This window comes from Sphingomonas sp. KR3-1, assembly GCF_040049295.1.
Classification (GTDB): domain Bacteria; phylum Pseudomonadota; class Alphaproteobacteria; order Sphingomonadales; family Sphingomonadaceae; genus Sphingomonas.
This window is the reverse complement of sequence record NZ_JBDZDQ010000002.1, coordinates 304,720-321,384: the sequence shown is the minus strand read 5'-3', so window position 1 is coordinate 321,384 and position 16,665 is coordinate 304,720. Positions and strand designations below refer to the sequence as shown.

Sequence of the window (16,665 nt, the reverse complement as noted above, 5' to 3'; positions counted from 1 at the left end):
ACGCAGTCCTCAGCCGGACAGCCTCATTCGTCGACGACGAACGCGCCCTTCTCCATCGTCGCGATGATGGTCAGCCTGCACGAAGTCGACGCGTTGTCGGTGGAATAGATCCGGTAGCGATAGCCGATCTCGGTGGCGCCCGGCGTTTGCGTGAAATGATCGCACCTGCCGTCTCCGCTGCCATAATATTGATCCGGGCCGATGATCTGGATGCTGCCCGGGGTGAGAGTGAAGCCGGCGGCGACATCGGCGTCGGCAAGCGTGACGACACCCGACTCCCAAGAGGTCGAGTTGGGTTTAAGGGTCTGTTCCCGCGTCACGCGGAACGGCTTCTTCTCGAAGTTCCACCGCAGGCGCTTGCCGATATAGGCCTCGGCGTCCCCCTGCGGCGTCGAGACGATCAGCTTGAGGGGCGTTGCCGCCGGCAGCTGCAAGGCCACGCGGCAGGGCGCAGTGGCGGTGATCACGGCGCCCTTGCTGAGGCACTTCGCATATTGCGACTGGCTCAAGATCTGCGCGGTGGCGGGGATGGTCGTGTCGGCGGACAGCTCCACCTGGTTCAGGCCCATCGCGCCGTTGACGGTCAGCACGAGCGTGACGTTCTGCCCGTCGCCGGGCTGGGTTTCGAAGCGGGCGAACAGGCCGCTCTTCCCGCCCATGCAGCCTTGCCATGCGGCGACGATGTCCTTGTCGGCCGTCCGCGTCGCGAGCGACCATTCTTCCGTCCGCGTCAGGGTGCGCGCATAGGATTGCCGGAGCATGGCCTTCTTCTGGTTATACTCGTTCTCGGTATAGCCGCTGCCCATGACCAGCTCGCCCAGCGACTTCACGCCGATGCCCGAGCCCGAGCGCTTCGACCCCTCATAGGTCGACGAGAGAAACCGGGAGATGATAATTTCCTGGTATTCAGAACGACTTGAAGTGTCGACGCTATTGAACACGCCGCTTTCCAAGATATCCTTGCACTGGTCCTGCGCATAGGCCGGCTGGATGAAGAGCGTGGCAAGCAACGCCGCAAGGCTGACTCGAATCATTCTCAGCATGAAGTCCCCCATTTTGCCCGCACCGAGTTCAGCGGCATGCGAGGGTGACGTCAAGGCGGATTGGCGCGCGAAAATACTGACGCAAATCAAGCCGGAATGCGTGACGGAGGGCTCGAAATCGGGATAAGTCACGGTAATTACTTGGCGATCGAGGCCAAGGCCGGCCGATACGAAAAAGCCCGCCGCGACATCGTGCCGGGCGGGCCTTTTCCTATTCGCCGCGAAGTACGATCAGCCGGTGCGCGCTTCGACCTCGACGATCAGCACCTTCTGCAGCCCCGGCTCGGCGGCCTTGAGCGCGGCGCTGAGATCCTGGTCGAGCTGCTGCGCATCCACCGCGCGCAGCGCCGAGGCGTTGAGCCGGGCGAACTCGAGCCCCGCCGCGATCGTCGCCGAGCGCAATACCGGCATCTCGCCGTTGATCTTGGTCGCGACTTCCGCCGAGCCGGCGTCGATCACCAGCTTGAAGGTGAGCGCGCCGTTGACGCGGTCCGCATCGATGATCGGCACCGTGACTTCTTCCATCGGCACGAGATGCAGGCCCTCGGCGCTGGCACCACCGCCGCCCGAAGCCTGCGCGCCCCCGCCCAGCGGCAATGCCGCAAGACCCAGCGCAGCCAGCGTTTCGCGTCGCAAAATCCGTTCTCCGATATCCGTGCCGTGGCGCCGCTGAGGCAACCATCTCTCTATAATAGAATGGAATCAGCGAACAGGTGACGGTTTGAGCTACGATCAACGCCCCGGAAAGATGCGTGTCGTCCAGGATGGCGGGCCCAAGGTGCGGCCCACCATCGACGGCACTGCCGAGGTCGTCTCGTCCAAGCCGGCCGCAGCGCCGGCGGCCAAGCCCGGCCTGCCGATGATGAAGGCCATCCTGTTCCTCATCGCCTGCATCGGCGGCGGCGTGCTGATCGCCGTGATCCGCCCGTTCGGGCTCGGCTGATGCGCAGCCTGTTCCTCGTCCTCGCCGCTGGCACCACTGCTGCGCCGGCGGTCACCCCGCCCGCGTCGCACGGCGCCGAGGGCACGCACGCGGCCGTCGCCGCCGCCGGCCCCGCGCCCGCGCCGAGCGGCACGGTCGCCGCCACCCTGCCCGGCCCCGCGCTGCCGCGCTTCGCCGCCGAGCTCGCCCAGATGCCGTCGATCACCGGCGGTGACGGCTGGAGCGGCGTCACCGGCACCGAAGCCTGGCACCAGCTCGCCACCGCCACGCCGGATCGGCGCCAGGCCGTACGCTGGAGCTATGCCAAGGGCCTGATCGCCGCGAACCGTGGCCCCGAGGCGTTCGGCGTGCTCGAGGTGATGCACCTCGCCGACCCCGATCTCGCGCTCGTCGCTCCCTATGCGCTGGCGCGCGGCGCCGCGCTCACACTGCTCGGCCGCGACGCCGAGGCCGTGGAATCGCTCGCGTTGCCCGAGCTGGCCAGCAACCCCGAGGCGTGCGCCTGGCGGATGCGCGCGCTTGCCCATTCGGGCTCGGCCGCCGATGCGGTGGGGCAGATCAATTGCGCGCGCACCGCGATCAACGCCCGCGCCCCACGCGACCGCGTCGACTTCATGGCCGCTGCCGCCGATGCCGCGATCACCGCGGGCCAGCCGGCGCCGGCGCTGCAATGGCTCGGCCTGTTCGGCGAGCAGAATCCCCAGGCGAACCTGCTGCGCGGCCGCGCGCTGCTCGCCCAGAACGACATGGCCGGCGCCCGCCTGCGCTTCGAGCGCGCGCAGCTTGCCGGCAAGCCCGACATCCAGGCCGGTGCCAAGCTGGGGTTGATCGAAGTCGGCATCGCCGCGCACTCGATCGCGCCGCCCGATGCGATCAAGCAGCTCGACGCCGTGCGCTACAGCTGGCGCGGCGGACCGATCGAGCAGCGCGCGCTGACTATCGAATATAGCCTGGCCAAGGAACAGCAGGACCTGCGCGCGGAACTGCGTGCCGGCGCGACGCTGCTGCGCTATTTCAAACTGGGCGCCCAGGCAGGCCCAATGCTCGCCGAGCTGCAGCAATCGCTCACCGCGGTGCTGGCGCCGGGCAGCACGATGCCGCTGGCCGAGGCGGCAGGGCTCTATTGGGACTATCGCGAGCTAGCGCCCGCCGGCGGCGACGGCGATGTGCTCGCCAACCGGCTGGCCGATCGGCTCCAGGCCGCGGGACTCTATGCCCGGGCCGCCGAGTTGCTCACCTATCAGCTCACCCAGCGCGCGCAGGACGTGGCGCAGGGCCCGCTCTCGGTGCGCGTGGCGACGCTGCAGATCCTCGCCGGCCGCCCGGACCTAGCGCTGACCGCGCTGCAGACCACCGAGCAGCCGAGCTACACCGATCAGATGCGCTGGGATCGCAAGCGGATGGAAGCGGTAGCGCTCCACCGCCTCGGTAAGGACGATGCCGCTTCGGCCGCGCTCGACGGCGTGCCCGATGGCGCGGCGATCCGTGCCGAGATCCATTGGCGCACCCAGGATTGGGGCAGCTTCATCACCGAGAGCGAAGCCAGCCTGCCGCCGGCCAGGAGTCTGGGCGCGCCGCAACAGGCCGCGGTGCTGCGCTATGCCGTGGCGCTGGCGATGAGCAACCGCGAGGACAAGCTCGGCGCATTGCGCGCCCGCTATGTCGGCGCCTTCAAGGGCCTGCCGAGCGCCAATGCATTCGACATGCTGACCGCAAGCCTCGACAAGGTCGATCCAACCAAGCTCGATGCGGCGATCGCCGCGATCCCCGAGGCGAGCCCAGCGGGCGCGATCGGGGACCTGCTCGACGCGGGCGGCTGAGCGCCGCGCTCCGGCTCAGTGGAGCCGGATGACCCGCGACAGCAGCGTCTCGGCGATCGCGACGAAGCGCCGCGGATCGTCAAAGGCGCGGGCGGAGAGCATCGCGCCATAGATTGCGGAAAGAAACGCCTCGGCCTCTTCCTCGGGCGAGCGCAGCAGCGACACGCCGTCCTGCGCGACGCCCAGCGCCAGCAGCCGCGCCAGCCAGGCCTTCAGCTCCTCGAAATGCGCGCGGACCGCAGCGGCAACCGCCTCGGGCAGGCTCGGCATCTCGGCGGCGAGGATCGCGGCGACGCAGAATGGCGCGCTGCCGTCGAGGATGCAGCGTTCCCAATAGCCGGCATAGGCGCGGATCTGGGTGCCCGCCTCGGGCTCGATCTCCGCGAGCAGCGCGACCTGCGCCTGAATGCCCGCGCGCGACTGGTCGACCACGGCCCTGGCGAGGTCGCTCTTGTTGGCGAAATGGTGGTGGATGCTCGCCTTCCGGATGCCGATCGCCGCGGCGATATCGGCATAGCTAAAGCCGTTATAGCCCCGCGTCATGATCAGGCGCCGGGCCTCGTCGACGATCTGCTCGGCCGTGGTTCGCGTCGTTTCCATGCATCTACCTTCCAATAGGTAGATAGCCCCTTGCCGCAGCAGCCGCAACGCTCTAGGCATCCTACCTACTGATAGGTAGATAAGGATTCTCGTGATGACCCAAGTTGCAACCGCGGGCGCTGAGGGCGCCCCCGCCTCGCTGCGAAACTATTATCTCGTTCGCGCCCTGGTCGCGGCGACATGGGTGGCGGCCGCCTTCACGATCGGGCGGGCGATGCCGCTCGCCGGGATATTGCTGGTCGCCTATCCCGCCTGGGATGCTGCGGCGAACTATGCCGATGCCGCGCGCAGCGGCGGCCTGCGCCGCAACCGCACCCAGGCGATCAACGTCCTGGTCAGCGCCGTTACGGCCCTCGCGGTGTTCGCCGTGATCGGGGACATGCGGGCCGTGCTGGCCGTGTTCGGGCTATGGGCGACGCTGGCCGGGCTGCTGCAGCTCGCCACCGGCGTTCGCCGCTGGAAGTCGCAGGGCGCGCAATGGGCGATGATCCTGAGCGGCGCGCAGTCTGCGCTGGCCGGCGGCTTCTTCATCGTCCAGTCGCGCGGCGGCCCGGTGCCGGACATCGCGCGGATCGCGCCCTATGCCGCGTTCGGCGCCTTCTATTTCCTGGTGTCCGCGCTCTGGCTGACGGTCCGGCGCAGCCGGTGACGGGCGGGCCCGGAGACGCGCGTGTTGCTCCGGGCCGTCGCCGCTTACTTCAGATAATTGGTGAGGTTCAGGCCCGAGAGCTGGGCGAACACCGAATAGCTCGCCTCGAGCACGCTCTTCTGCTGGGCAAGGTCGATCGCGACCTGGCCGAGATCGGCGTCCTCATTGTCCTGGATCACCCCCTTGAGCACCACCGCGCGGGCATCGCCGCGATCGGCCAGCGTGTCGACCTGGTTCTGCTTGCGGCCATTGTCGGCATTGACGGCGCGCAGGTCGCCCAGCCCGGTGTCGAGCTTGGATACGGCCTCCTTGATCGCGTCCATCTGCGCGTCGGTCGGCTTGAGGCCGATATCGCCGACCGCACCGAGCGCGCGGAACGCCTCGTACAGCGACGAGCCGACTTCGCTGGCGCCGATGCCATAGGTCACGTCGACGCCGTCGGCGACGCGCGCGGTGGAACGCACCGTGTCGTTCTTGAACGCGTCGCTAGCGGGCGTGGTCGCGGCCTGGGCGAGCGTGTCCACCGCGAAGGGCGAAGTGCCGATCTGGCTGCCGCCGAACAGCGGCGTGCCGCCTTCCGAGGCATTGAGCGCGGTGCGGAACTGGTCGAACGCGGTCTGGATCGCTTCCTGCAGACCCGAGCTGTCGCCGGTGCCGACTGCGTTCATCAGCGTCGAGCGCAGATCGGTGGTCGCGCTGTCGATGCCCTCCAGGTTCGCCTGGTAGAGCGACAGCGTGGTGCCGACGCGCTTCGAGACGGTCGACTGCGCTTCCTGGCGAGCGAGCAGCGAATGCGCCGAGAGGTTGCGCACCGATTCGGTGCCCAGCGCCGCGAAGGTCGACGCCTTCTTGCCGGTGGAAAGCTGCGTCTGGGTGACGGCAAGCTTCTCCTGCGAGCGCTGGATGGCATCAGCCATCGTGCGCTGGAGCGGAATGGTAGCAACGCGAGTCATGGGTCTTCCCTTCTCTTCTCTTAGCGGAGCATGCCGAGGAGCGTGTCGTACATGTCGTTCGCGGTGGTGATCACGCGTGCGGCCGCCGAATAGCTGTTCTGCAGCACCACCATCTGCGAGAGTTCCTCGTCGATGTTGACGCCAGCGAAGCTGTCGCGGCGGTTGACGGCATCGTCGCGGCGCGCGCTGGCATCGGAAAGGTTGCCCGCGGCCTGGTTGGCGTCGAGGCCGATGCGGCCCATCAGGTTGCTGGCATAGGCGTCGATCGTGCTCACGCCGTCCTTGCCGAGGTCGACTGCCTTGGCGAGCTGGTTGACGAAGGCAGTAGCGCCGCGCGTGTCGCCCGCGCCGAGCGCCTTGGCGCCCACCGCGACGTTCTGCAGTTGCGCGAGCCCGAGCTTGGCCGGGTCGGCGAGCACTTCCTGGCGGACCTGCGCGGTCGACAGGCCGCTCGACGCGCCGGTCAGCTCCATCAGCTGCGACAGCGAGCGGCCGGTGCCGCTGCGATTGGTCGAATCCGACGGGATCGACAGCGTCGCGCCGGCGACGTTCGGCGCCGCCTGGAAGCGCAGCCGGCCGCTGTCGTCGAGCGAGAAGGTGCCGAAGTTCGACAGCGGGCTGCCGTTGAGATCGTTGACGACGTCGCCGAAGGTGCCGCCCGTGCTCGGCGACAGCGTATAGCTGGTCAGCGCGCGGCCCGAGCTGTCGCGCAGCACGATCTGCGCGGTCTGGCCGGTGGTGAAGCCGGTCGGGTCGCTGCTGGCGAAGCCCGAGGGGACCAGCGCGCTGGTGTCGCTGCGGACCAGGTCGTTCAGGCCGAAATATTGCGAGACGCCCACGCCACCGCGCGCGCTGGGCGCAGTCGCGTCCTGCCCGATCGCGATGCCGGTGCCGGCCGCGGTCGCGGCGATCTTCAGCGAACCATCGGTGAAGGTCGCGGTGCCTGCGCCACCCAGCCCGGCGTTGATCGCGGCGACCATGTCGTCGACGGTGGCGCCGTGGCCCATCGCATCGAAATCGATCTTGGTGCTGGCGACGAGCGTGCCGTCGCTCTTGGTCACCGCGAAAGTCGCGGCGCCCGTGAAGCCGAGCCGATCGCCGCCGGTCAGGCCGGTGTTGCGCCCGGTCAGGCTGGCGGGCGGCGGCACGGTGCTGTTGGCATTCGAGACGGCGTTGAGCGTCTGCGACAGGCCGGTGAACAGCGTGCCGAGCTTCTCCGAGAAGGACGGCAGCGCGCGGTCGCGCAAGTCGAGCAGGCCGCCGAGCTTGCCGCCGATCGCGGCGGAATCGATCTTGTCGCCGGTCGAGGCATCGGGATTGGCGAAGCGGATCTCGATCGGCGGATAGGTGGGCTGCGACACGCCGGCGCCGGTGCTGGCATAGGAAAGCTGGCGCAGCCGCTTGTCGAGCAGCACCTGGCCGCTCGCGCTCTCGATATAGACGCGCCCGTCCGGCTGGTCGCGGACGGTGACCTGCATCAGCCCGCTCAGCTCCTCGATCGCGCTCATCCGCTGGTCGGCGGCGCCGCCGGCGCTGCGGCCAAGGCCGGTCGCCTGGGCAACCGCGCCATTCAGGTCGCTGATCCGCTGGAGCAGCGTGTTGATCTTGTCGACCGACGAACCGACCTCGGACTCGACATCGGCGCGCAGCGTCTCGACGTCGTTGCCGACCTGCTGCATCGACGAGATCGCGTCCTGCACGTCGCCGGTGAACTGCGCCACCGTCTGGGTGGAGGCCTGCGAACCGGTCATCGCCACGGCCGAGGCCGAGATCGCGTCGAGCCGCGCCGGCAGGCCCGACGAGGCGCCGGGCTCGCCGAGCAGCGACTGCAACCGGTCGAGATAGCTGGAGGTGACGTCCGCCCGACCATAATCGCCCGAGCGGGTATAGACCGTCCCTTCGAGGAAGCGGTCGGCGATGCGGGTTGGCTCGCCGACCACCACGCCGCTGACCTTGCCCGCGACCACGCTCGTGGAGAGGCTGACCTTCTCCCGGGCGTAGCCGGCGACGCCGACATTCGCGATGTTGTTGGATACCGCCCGGAGTCCGGCCTGGGCAGCTGCCAGGCCGGACACCGCGGTGCCGAGAATGTCGTTGAGCGCCATCTTCCCCTGCGTTCAATTAGAGTATTAGCGCTTCAGGTCCGAAACTTCGCGCAGCATGTCGTCCACCGTCGTGATGATCTTCGACGACGCGCTGTAGGCGCGCTGGAAGCGGATCATGTTGGTGAACTCGCCGGCCAGGTCGACGGTCGAGGCCTCGAGCGCGCTCGAGGTGAGGTTGCCGGCGCCCAGCGAGCCCGGAACGTTCAGCGTCACGCCGCCCGACTGCTTGCTCGAGGTATAGGCATTGCCAGACAGGCGGGTGAGGCCGTCCGGGTTCTGGAAGGTCGCGATCGGCAGCTGGAACACCGCGCGGGTGGTGCCGTCGTCGAAGATCGCGCTGACCGTGCCGGTCTTGCTGATGTCGATCGACGAGAGATTGCCGAGCATGCCGCCATCGACGTTTGACGAGATCAGCGAGCTCTCGGTGCCGAACTGGGTCAGGCCGTCGATGCCCTTGTCGCCGCCGAGCGAGAGGTTGATCGGAACCGAGGCCGCGTTGTTCGTCCAGCTCGGGGTGATCGGATTGAAGAACGCCGCGCTCGAGCCGGCGCGGTCGAGGCTGCCGTCCGGATTGAACTTGATCGTGCCGCTGGCCAGCACGCCGTTGGTCGCGGTCACGTCGCTCGCCGGGTTGGCGAAGGTCTCGCCCTGCCACTCGTTCGGGCCGGTCTTGACGAAGGCCATGGTGACGCGGTGCGCGCCGCCCTGCGAGTCATAGACGTCGAACGAACGCTCGAACTGGTTCGCGACCGTGCCGGTGGCGAGGTCGCCGACATTGTAGGTGCCGGTATAGGCCGCGGTGGTCGACTGGAGGTTGGCGCGCGCCTGGATGCGCGTGGTCGGCGACGCGGTGCCGATCAGGTCGCTCACGCGGACCGGCTCGAGGCCGTTGACGTTGCCGGTGTTGGTGTAGGCGCCCGTGGCGTCGAGGCGCCAGCCATAGAGATACTGGCCGCCGGCATTCTTCAGGAAGCCTTCCTCGTCCGGGCGGAACGAGCCCGCGCGGGTATAAGCGACATCGCCCGACGAATCCGGGGTGGAGCGCGTGACGAAGAAGCCGCCGCCGTCGATCGCGAGATCGGTGGTGCTGGCCGAGGCTTGGATCAGGCCCTGCTTGGAAATCATCGAAACCGGGGCAGCGACCACGCCGCCTGCCGAATAGTTGCTCTTCGCGCGGCCGTCCGTCACCATCGTGCGGAACTGGGCTTCGACGCCCTTGTAGCCGACCGTGTTGATGTTGGTGATGTTGTCGGCAACCGTCGCCATCGCGGCGGACTGCGCGCTGAGGCCGGAGACGCCGGCATAGAGAGCGGAATAGAGGCTCAAGACAGATACTCCCTCGATGCCCGCGAAACGCGCGCAGGCCTGTGCCCCAATTGTAGGATGAAGCGCGACAAGACCCAATTCGAAGGGCAAGAAGATATGCGCTGGGCAAAAATTGCCGGGTGCGGCACGCGGCAGGGTAAACGCATCCTATAATGCAGCCAAACGAACGAAAGGCTGTTCCCCAATGCTCCGCATCACGCTTCGCGATGGCGAGAAGGCGATCATCAACGGCGCGGTCATCCGCGCGGTGGGCCGCACGCAGATCGCCGTAGAGAACAAGGTGTCCATCCTGCGCGGCCGCGAGATCATGCGCCCCGAGGAAGCCACCACCCCTGCGCGCCAGCTCTATTTCGCTGCGATGCTCGCCTATATCGATCCGGCCAGCCGCGACATCCACCAGGATGCGATCGTCGGCCTGCTCGGCGGGCTGATCCACACGCTGCCGGCCGCCGAGGCCAAGTCAGCCTGCATCCGCTTCGCCAGCGACATCGCCGGCGGCGACTATTACAAGGCGCTGGGTGCCGCGCGCGAGTTGATTGCGTTCGAGGAAGCCACTGCCGAACCGCAGGCAGCCTGAGGCGCTTCGCGATGCAAACGCTAGCCAGCGCAGCCCGCGCGATCCGGGAAATGACCCCTGATCGCCGCTTCGGTCGCGTCGTCGCGGTTCGCGGCGCGCTGATCGAAGTGGAGGGGCTCGCCGGTGCCGCGCAGATCGGCAGCCGCATCGAGATCGCCTCGCCGAACGGCAACGTCCAGGCCGAAGTGACCGCGCTCGATCGCGAAGTCGCGCTGTGCCTTCCCTTTGTCGACCCGCAGGGCGTCGGCCTGGGTGCCCGCGCCGACCTGGCCGCTGGCCAGTTCAGCGTACGCCCTTCGCATGCCTGGCTCGGCCGCATGATCAACGGGCTCGGCCAGCCGGCCGACGGGCTCGGCCCGCTTCCCAATGGCGCCGATCCGCAGCCGATCAAGGCGTCCCCGCCCGCCGCCGCCACCCGCGCCCGTGTCGCCGAGCGGATCGAGACCGGCGTACGCACGCTCGACATGTTCGTGCCGCTGTGCCGCGGCCAGCGCCTCGGCCTGTTCGCCGGCTCGGGCGTCGGCAAGTCGGTGTTGCTCTCGATGCTCGCCCGCTGGACGCAGTGCGACGTCGCGGTGATCGGCCTGATCGGCGAGCGCGGCCGCGAAGTGCAGGAATTCATCGAGGACGACCTGGGCCCCGAGGGCATGGCCCGCTCGGTCGTCGTCGTCGCCACCTCGGACGAGCCCGCGCTGATGCGCCGCCAGGCCGCCTGGACCACCCTCGCCATCGCCGAGCACTTCCGCGACCAGGGCCTCAACGTGCTCTGCCTGATGGACTCGGTCACCCGCTTCGCCATGGCGCAGCGCGAGATCGGCCTCGCCTCGGGCGAGCCGCCGGCGACCAAGGGCTATACCCCCACCGTCTTCGCCGAGCTGCCGCGGCTGCTCGAGCGTGCCGGCCCCGGCGCGCCCGGCAAGGGCATGATCACCGGGCTGTTCACCGTGTTGGTGGACGGCGACGACCATAACGAGCCCGTCGCCGACGCCGTCCGCGGCATCCTCGACGGCCACGTCGTGATGCGCCGCGCGATCGCCGAGCGCGGCCGCTATCCGGCGATCGACATCCTCAAATCGGTGTCGCGCACGCTGCCGCACTGCATGAACGACGAACAGAACGGCACGCGCCTCGCCGCCCGCAAGCTGCTCTCCACCTATTCCGACATGGAAGAGATGGTGCGGCTCGGCGCCTACAAGGCCGGCTCGTCGGCGGAAGTCGACCGCGCCGTGGCGCTCGCCCCCGAGATCGAGAAGATGCTCAACCAGGGCAAGAACGACCAGGGCCATGCCGACGCCGCCTTTGCCGCGCTCGCCGAGATCGTCGCCATCGGCGCCGAGGTGGCGGAATGACTCCGTTCGACACTGCGCTGCGCGTCCAGCGCCGCGAGGTCGATACCGTCAAGGTGTCGATCAGCGAGACGATCACCACGATCACCACGATCACCAGCCAGACCGCGGCGCATGACCTGCGCATGCGCGAGGAGCGCCTGCTCGCCGCCACCGCACCGATCGCCAGCGACGCCTGGACGCTGCGGATGAAGGCAGAGCGCGCCCGGCTCGATCACCAGGCGCAGCTCGCCCAGATGCGGCTCACCCATCTGCGCGGCAAGGCCGTCGAGGCCTATGGCACGATGCGCGCGATCGAAGGCGCTGCCGACCGGTTCAAGGACGAGGCCGAGCGCGTCGCCGCCACTGCCGAGCAGGCCGCGATCGACGATATCGCCGCCGCCAAGCTGATGCGCGCCCGCCGTGACGGGGAGCGCACCGCATGATCCCGCGCGCCGCAGACCTCGCCCAGCTTTCGCCCGCCGCCCGCGCCAAGGTGATCTATGCCGAGGCGCAGTCCGAGCTGTCCAACCGCCTGTGGCGCGCCGCGCTCGGCGATGGCGACAGCAGCGACAACAAGAAGGGCACGCTCGGCCAGGACGGCCTGGCCGGGGACTCGCTGCTCCAGTTGCTGAACGGCCAGACCGGCGCGCAGGCGAACGGCGGCGTGCAGGGCTGCAATTGCGGCTGCACCTGCTCCTGCCACCAGAACAATGCGGCGAGCTTCGCCGAGAATTGCATCGAGGACCTGCGCAACGCGATCGGCAGCGCCGCCGAGCAGAGCAGCCGCAAGATGGCGGCCGCGATGGGCACCGGCGCGACCGTCTCGGTGGCCGAAGGCGCGGTGAGCTCCGGCCTGGCGCTCGGTGCCAACACCCGCTTCGCCCCTGCCCTGGCGCTCGCCCAGAGCCGCACCGGCATTCCCGCGACCGCGCTTGCCGCGATCGTCGATGCCGAAGCGGCCAAGGGGCAGGACGGCACCTGGAACACGATGTCGCGCAATCCGCGCTCGAGCGCTGCCGGGCTCGGCCAGTTCCTGAGCGGCACCTGGGAGCAGCTGGCCGAGACTTCGGGCACCTGGCTCAACCAGGTCGCCTCGGAGCGCGGCTGGCTCGATGGGCGCGGCAAGGTCCAGGCCGGCGCGCGCAGCGAGCTGCTGGCGCTGCGCTATGACGGCCAGGCATCGATCCTGGGCGTCGCCGATCTCGCCAAGCTCAACCTCAACCGGCTCGAGCAATCGGGCATCCGCGTGAGCACCGATGCCGAGACGCTGGCCAAGTCGGCCTATCTCTCGCACCACCTCGGCGTCGGCGATGCCAAGAAGTTCCTGGCCGGCGGGATCGAGCCGGGCCGCGCGCGCATGCTGCTCGCGGCGCAGATCGGCGGCGGCGCGGCGGACCAGCGAATCGCGTCCGCCGGGGGCAACGCCACCCAGGCGCATCGCCAGTGGCTGCTCGGGTTCATCGATCGCAGAATCCGTCCCGAACAATTCGCCGGCTGAAATATTTTTATCCTATAATGTTTTCAGCAGCGGTACCCGGATTGACGGAAACCCGCAAAAAACACGTAAAATCTGCTGTTTACCATTCCACTCCCCTCCTGAGGGGAATGTACGAGTGGTAGGACTACATATAGGATTTTAAGGGATCTGTTAAAGGATTAGAGACCATGTTGCACCTGTGAACGGCGGCGGCCAACGCTGCCAGACTACAGGGGAACATCAATGTCGAAGATCACGATCGCGCTCGAAGCCGCCGTCGCTACTGTTATCGAGAACACGCCCAAGGACGCACCGCAGACCAACCGTCAGCGCGTCTATGTCGATCGTGCCTTCGCCCAGATCCTCAAGCTCATCGCCCCGCGCATCCGCCACTTCGTCCGCCAGTACGGCCTGGTCGCCCATTGGGAAGACGCCGAGCAGTGCTGCGCGATCGCCGTGCACCGCGCCATCGAGGCCTATGATCCCGCCAAGGCGCAGTTCACCACTTTCGTGAACTGGCAGATCCGCGGCGAGCTGCAGAGCCTGCGCTTCCGCCTGATGACCGATCAGCGCCCCTCGGCAAAGAAGGTCGAGGCGACCACCGTCTCGCTCTCCGCCCTCGCCCTCTCGCCGGACGGCGATGAGATCTCGCCCGAGGCGATGATCGAGGACGAGGAAGCGCTGGGCCGCACCGAGGCCGCCGCATCCGATTACCTCGCCGAAGGCGCCGTCACCCAGCTCATCGACGCCTATGTCGACCAGCTCCGCAAGGTCGGTGTCGAGGCGCTGCGTCGCCGCCCCCGCCCGAAGCGCCAGGAAGCCGCACTGCGCCGCGCCGAGGGCCCGCGCCTGCGCACCGCCACCCACGGCATCGATCCCGCCGAGCTCGAGAAGCTCGAGGCCAAGCTGAGCCGCGACCGCGAGATCGTCGAGCGCCGCGTGTTCCAGACCGCCACGCTCGACGACCTGTCGCTCGACACCGGCGTCACCAAGGAGCGCGTCCGCCAGATCACCAAGCGCGCCGCCAAGGCGATCGCCGAGATCGCCGCCAAGGATCCGCGCTTCGCCCTGATGGCCGAATATGGCCAGCCCGGCACCCCGAAGCGCCGCCCGGCCGCTGCCGCGCGCACCTCGCTGCTCCCGGACGTCAGCCTGCCGCACAACCGTCTCGCCAGCGTCCGCGCCGTCGATCCAGCGACCCTCGCCGCCGGCATCGCGGTCGTCGCCCAGCCGGCCGAGCGCGTCGAGGCCGTCCAGCTGGCGATCGCGCCTGCCCCCTCGACTGCCTCACTCCATTGATCGCATCGGGCCGCACCTGGCGGCCGACTATCCTATAATTCTCCATAGAGGGATGGAGGAACTGATGCATCGCAATTTCGACTGGGGCGGCGCCGAGACCAAGGGCTCGCTGCCGCGCCCGAACCGCCATTTGACCGCGCTCGCGCAGGACGTGGCGCGCCTGGCCCGGCCGCTGCTGCCCGCCGGCAGCAACCTGATCCTCGGCCTCGAGGCGACCGCCGACGGCCAGATCCACCTGCTGTGGTGGCGCCAGCGCGACTTCAAGCGCATCGCCGCCATCTCCGCGACGCCCGACGCCTTCTGCGCCGAGGACAGCGACGAGGGCGCGCTGCAGGAGGCCGCCGCCGCGCTGCTCGACTATCTCGCCGGCCGCTGGCCGAGTCCGCCCGAGGCACTGGGCGTAGTAACCGACGGCACCGGCGTGGCTTTCGCCCCCGATCACCCCGCCCCTTCGGCCGAAGGCTGGCTGATGCGCCATGCCAGCGGCGAAGGTTCGCTGGCGATGATCCTCGATCTCGATCCGATGGGCCCGTGCGGACTGCTCGCCGGCGGTAATGTTGCAGGAACATTCCACTGAGTTTCAGATAGCTTCATTATGGAAACTTTGTTTACCTTGTATTATCCTTGAATTGCTTCAAGACTCTCTCGAGGAAGAGGGGATCGGCGATGGCAAGGGCAAACGGCAAGGGCAAGATGCGGACAGGATCCGCAGGCGAACCCCTGATCGATTACTATCGTGCAATCGTTTTCCCCAACCGGGTGCGTGAGCAGCGGCAACGAAAGGGCTTTGCCAAGCTGCTCCGCCTCTCTGCAAAGATACCAGAGATCCCGTATATTCGTCTTTCGAAGATCGAGCGCGGCGAAGTCGTCGCGCGGGCGGACGAGCTGCGCCGGGTCGCGGCGGCGCTGGACATCGCGCCGGCCGACCTGCTGCTCGATATCGATTCGCCCGATTTCGACATCGCGGCCTGGGCCGAGCCGTTCAGCGACGGCGCGGAGGTCGACCTGACCGAGGAGCGCTTCGCGGTGCTGCTCGGCGCCGCCGTCCGCGCCCGCCGCACGCTCGATCCCGCGCTGACCATCGCCGCAATCGAGCGCGATTATGGCCTGCCGCCGGTCAACCTCTCGCGCGTCGAGAATGCGCAGAAGCATTTCGGCCGCTGGAACGCCGCGGTCCAGCACGCGCTGCTCGCCTTGCTCGGCGTCGGCGACGAGGCGGAACTGCGCGCCGAGGTGGACCGCCGCCACGCCGCCGGGCAGCTCGAAAGCTTCCTGACGGGCATCGCCAATCCCGAGGCACGCCAGGCGCGCACGCGCGAGCGCGTCACCGAGCTGACCGCCGCGCTGAACGAGGAAGCGCCGGCACCCACGCTTCTCGCGCCCGCCTCAGCGCCGGTTTCCGTGCTGCCGACCGCGGGCGGGATGGGCTCGGTCCGGCTGCTTCCCGTCTATGGCACGCCGCTTCCCAAGGGGCTGATCGCCCACCAGCCGACCGGCGAGCAAGTCGAGGCGCCGCATGTCGCCGGGCCGCGCGCCTTCGGGCTCAAGGTTTGCCGCGCGACGCTGGGCGGCGGCCTGCCCGCCCAGGCGACGGTGGTCGCCGATCCGGACCGGCCGCCCGTGCCGGGCGGCCTCGCCGCGCTGCGCGAAGGCGAGGACTGGCGGCTGCTCTCGGTCGCCTCCAGCCGCGACGGGCGGATGATCGGCTACAGCGTCAATCCCGACCTGGAGATCGCGCTCGACGATTGCGATCCGGCCGCGCTCGCCGCGATCATCTCCGCCGTCTTCCTCTGATCGCCCGCTTCCTCTGATAACAGGCCCCGTGCTAGGGCGCTGATCCATGGGGATCATCGTTGCGATCGAGGGCGCCGACGGCGTCGGCAAGAACACCACCTCCCGGCTGCTCTGCGAGACGCTGCAGGCCGCGGGCAAGACCGCGACCGTGATCGGCTTCCCGCGCTATGGCGAGACGGTCGCCGGAGTGACGATCGGCCGCTACCTCGCCGGCGACGTTCCCGTGCCGGTGACGCCGCATGCCGCCGCCACCCTCTATGCGCTCGACCGGTTCGAATGGCGCGACCACATCCTGGACGCGGTGGCGACGCACGACGTGCTGATTTTCGATCGCTACGTCGCCTCGAACATGGCCTATCAGGGCGCCCGCGTGCCGGCAGGGGACAGCCGCGCGCTGATGGAATGGATCCTGGCGCTCGAGACCGGCCAGTTCGCCCTGCCCGCGCCGACGCTCTCCCTCTATCTCAACACGCCCTGGGAGCTTGCCCGCGCATTGATCCTGCAAAAGGCCGAGCGCAGCTACACCAGCAAGAGCTTCGACGAATATGAGGCGGACGTCGCGCTGCAACAGCGCGTGCGAGCCAACTATGAGTCGATCGTCGAGGCCGGGATGCTCGGCCCCTGGCAGATGGTGCATGCCAGCGCGGACGGAGCGATGCGCCCGCCCGCCGAGATCGTCGGCGAAATCGCCAAGTTGCTGGAAGCGTTTCCGCAATAAGCCTCAAACCGGTGGGACCGTCTTGACAGCCGC

General features: G+C 68.5%; 17 protein-coding genes. 11 read left to right on the top strand and 6 right to left on the bottom strand.

What is annotated here, in order from left to right:
• Nucleotides 1-23: 23 nt before the first annotated feature.
• The gene (locus ABLE38_RS13335; protein WP_348974717.1) at nucleotides 24-1,175 is read right to left on the bottom strand and encodes a hypothetical protein; all 1,152 of its coding nucleotides are present in this window, start codon (nucleotides 1,173-1,175) and stop codon (nucleotides 24-26) included.
• Nucleotides 1,176-1,274: 99 nt separating this feature from the next.
• Nucleotides 1,275-1,679, bottom strand: coding sequence for a hypothetical protein (locus tag ABLE38_RS13330; RefSeq protein ID WP_348974716.1), 405 nt, complete (start codon nucleotides 1,677-1,679; stop codon nucleotides 1,275-1,277).
• A gap of 112 nt (nucleotides 1,680-1,791) precedes the next feature.
• On the opposite strand from ABLE38_RS13330, the gene ABLE38_RS13325 reads away from it, so the two are divergent.
• Nucleotides 1,792-1,986: a hypothetical protein gene (locus ABLE38_RS13325; protein ID WP_348974715.1), complete on the top strand. Its 195-nt coding sequence runs from the start codon at nucleotides 1,792-1,794 to the stop codon at nucleotides 1,984-1,986.
• A complete protein-coding gene (locus ABLE38_RS13320; RefSeq protein WP_348974714.1) occupies nucleotides 1,986-3,806 on the top strand; it encodes a hypothetical protein in 1,821 nt (606 codons plus the stop codon). The genes ABLE38_RS13325 and ABLE38_RS13320 overlap by 1 nt, the downstream gene beginning before the upstream one ends.
• Nucleotides 3,807-3,821: 15 nt before the next feature.
• On the opposite strand, the gene ABLE38_RS13315 is transcribed toward ABLE38_RS13320, so the two are convergent.
• A complete protein-coding gene (locus ABLE38_RS13315; protein ID WP_348974713.1) occupies nucleotides 3,822-4,406 on the bottom strand; it encodes a TetR/AcrR family transcriptional regulator in 585 nt (194 codons plus the stop codon).
• Nucleotides 4,407-4,500: 94 nt separating this feature from the next.
• Here ABLE38_RS13315 and ABLE38_RS13310 point away from each other — a divergent pair, with 94 nt between their 5' ends.
• Nucleotides 4,501-5,055 (top strand): DUF308 domain-containing protein, encoded by a 555-nt coding sequence (locus tag ABLE38_RS13310; RefSeq protein ID WP_348974712.1) that lies wholly within the window; start codon nucleotides 4,501-4,503, stop codon nucleotides 5,053-5,055.
• Nucleotides 5,056-5,099: 44 nt separating this feature from the next.
• On the opposite strand, the gene ABLE38_RS13305 is transcribed toward ABLE38_RS13310, so the two are convergent.
• The 3 genes from ABLE38_RS13305 to flgE are packed head-to-tail and all read right to left on the bottom strand — an operon-like array spanning nucleotide 5,100 to nucleotide 9,439.
• Nucleotides 5,100-6,008 carry a flagellin gene (locus ABLE38_RS13305; RefSeq protein ID WP_348974711.1) on the bottom strand — a complete coding sequence of 303 codons (909 nt, stop codon included), beginning with the start codon at nucleotides 6,006-6,008 and terminating at the stop codon, nucleotides 5,100-5,102.
• Between the two features lie 20 nt (nucleotides 6,009-6,028).
• Nucleotides 6,029-8,113: a flagellar basal body rod C-terminal domain-containing protein gene (locus ABLE38_RS13300; protein ID WP_348974710.1), complete on the bottom strand. Its 2,085-nt coding sequence runs from the start codon at nucleotides 8,111-8,113 to the stop codon at nucleotides 6,029-6,031.
• 24 nt (nucleotides 8,114-8,137) lie between these two features.
• Nucleotides 8,138-9,439: a flagellar hook protein FlgE gene (gene flgE, locus ABLE38_RS13295; protein ID WP_348974709.1), complete on the bottom strand. Its 1,302-nt coding sequence runs from the start codon at nucleotides 9,437-9,439 to the stop codon at nucleotides 8,138-8,140.
• A gap of 184 nt (nucleotides 9,440-9,623) precedes the next feature.
• On the opposite strand from flgE, the gene ABLE38_RS13290 reads away from it, so the two are divergent.
• From ABLE38_RS13290 to ABLE38_RS13255, 8 genes are all read left to right on the top strand, one after another.
• Nucleotides 9,624-10,016 carry a flagellar biosynthesis repressor FlbT gene (locus ABLE38_RS13290; protein WP_348974708.1) on the top strand — a complete coding sequence of 131 codons (393 nt, stop codon included), beginning with the start codon at nucleotides 9,624-9,626 and terminating at the stop codon, nucleotides 10,014-10,016.
• 11 nt (nucleotides 10,017-10,027) lie between these two features.
• Nucleotides 10,028-11,365, top strand: coding sequence for a flagellar protein export ATPase FliI (gene fliI, locus ABLE38_RS13285; RefSeq protein WP_348974707.1), 1,338 nt, complete (start codon nucleotides 10,028-10,030; stop codon nucleotides 11,363-11,365).
• Nucleotides 11,362-11,787, top strand: a complete 426-nt coding sequence (locus tag ABLE38_RS13280; protein WP_348974706.1) for a hypothetical protein — start codon at nucleotides 11,362-11,364, stop codon at nucleotides 11,785-11,787. Before fliI ends, ABLE38_RS13280 begins: the two co-directional genes overlap by 4 nt.
• Nucleotides 11,784-12,842, top strand: a complete 1,059-nt coding sequence (locus tag ABLE38_RS13275; protein ID WP_348974705.1) for a peptidoglycan-binding protein — start codon at nucleotides 11,784-11,786, stop codon at nucleotides 12,840-12,842. The genes ABLE38_RS13280 and ABLE38_RS13275 overlap by 4 nt, the downstream gene beginning before the upstream one ends.
• A gap of 222 nt (nucleotides 12,843-13,064) precedes the next feature.
• Nucleotides 13,065-14,120: a sigma factor-like helix-turn-helix DNA-binding protein gene (locus tag ABLE38_RS13270; RefSeq protein WP_348974704.1), complete on the top strand. Its 1,056-nt coding sequence runs from the start codon at nucleotides 13,065-13,067 to the stop codon at nucleotides 14,118-14,120.
• Nucleotides 14,121-14,184: 64 nt separating this feature from the next.
• A complete protein-coding gene (locus tag ABLE38_RS13265) occupies nucleotides 14,185-14,697 on the top strand; it encodes a hypothetical protein (protein ID WP_348974703.1) in 513 nt (170 codons plus the stop codon).
• 89 nt (nucleotides 14,698-14,786) lie between these two features.
• Nucleotides 14,787-15,914, top strand: a complete 1,128-nt coding sequence (locus ABLE38_RS13260; protein WP_348974702.1) for a helix-turn-helix transcriptional regulator — start codon at nucleotides 14,787-14,789, stop codon at nucleotides 15,912-15,914.
• 46 nt (nucleotides 15,915-15,960) lie between these two features.
• Nucleotides 15,961-16,632, top strand: coding sequence for a thymidylate kinase (locus ABLE38_RS13255; RefSeq protein ID WP_348974701.1), 672 nt, complete (start codon nucleotides 15,961-15,963; stop codon nucleotides 16,630-16,632).
• Nucleotides 16,633-16,665 lie beyond the last annotated feature (33 nt).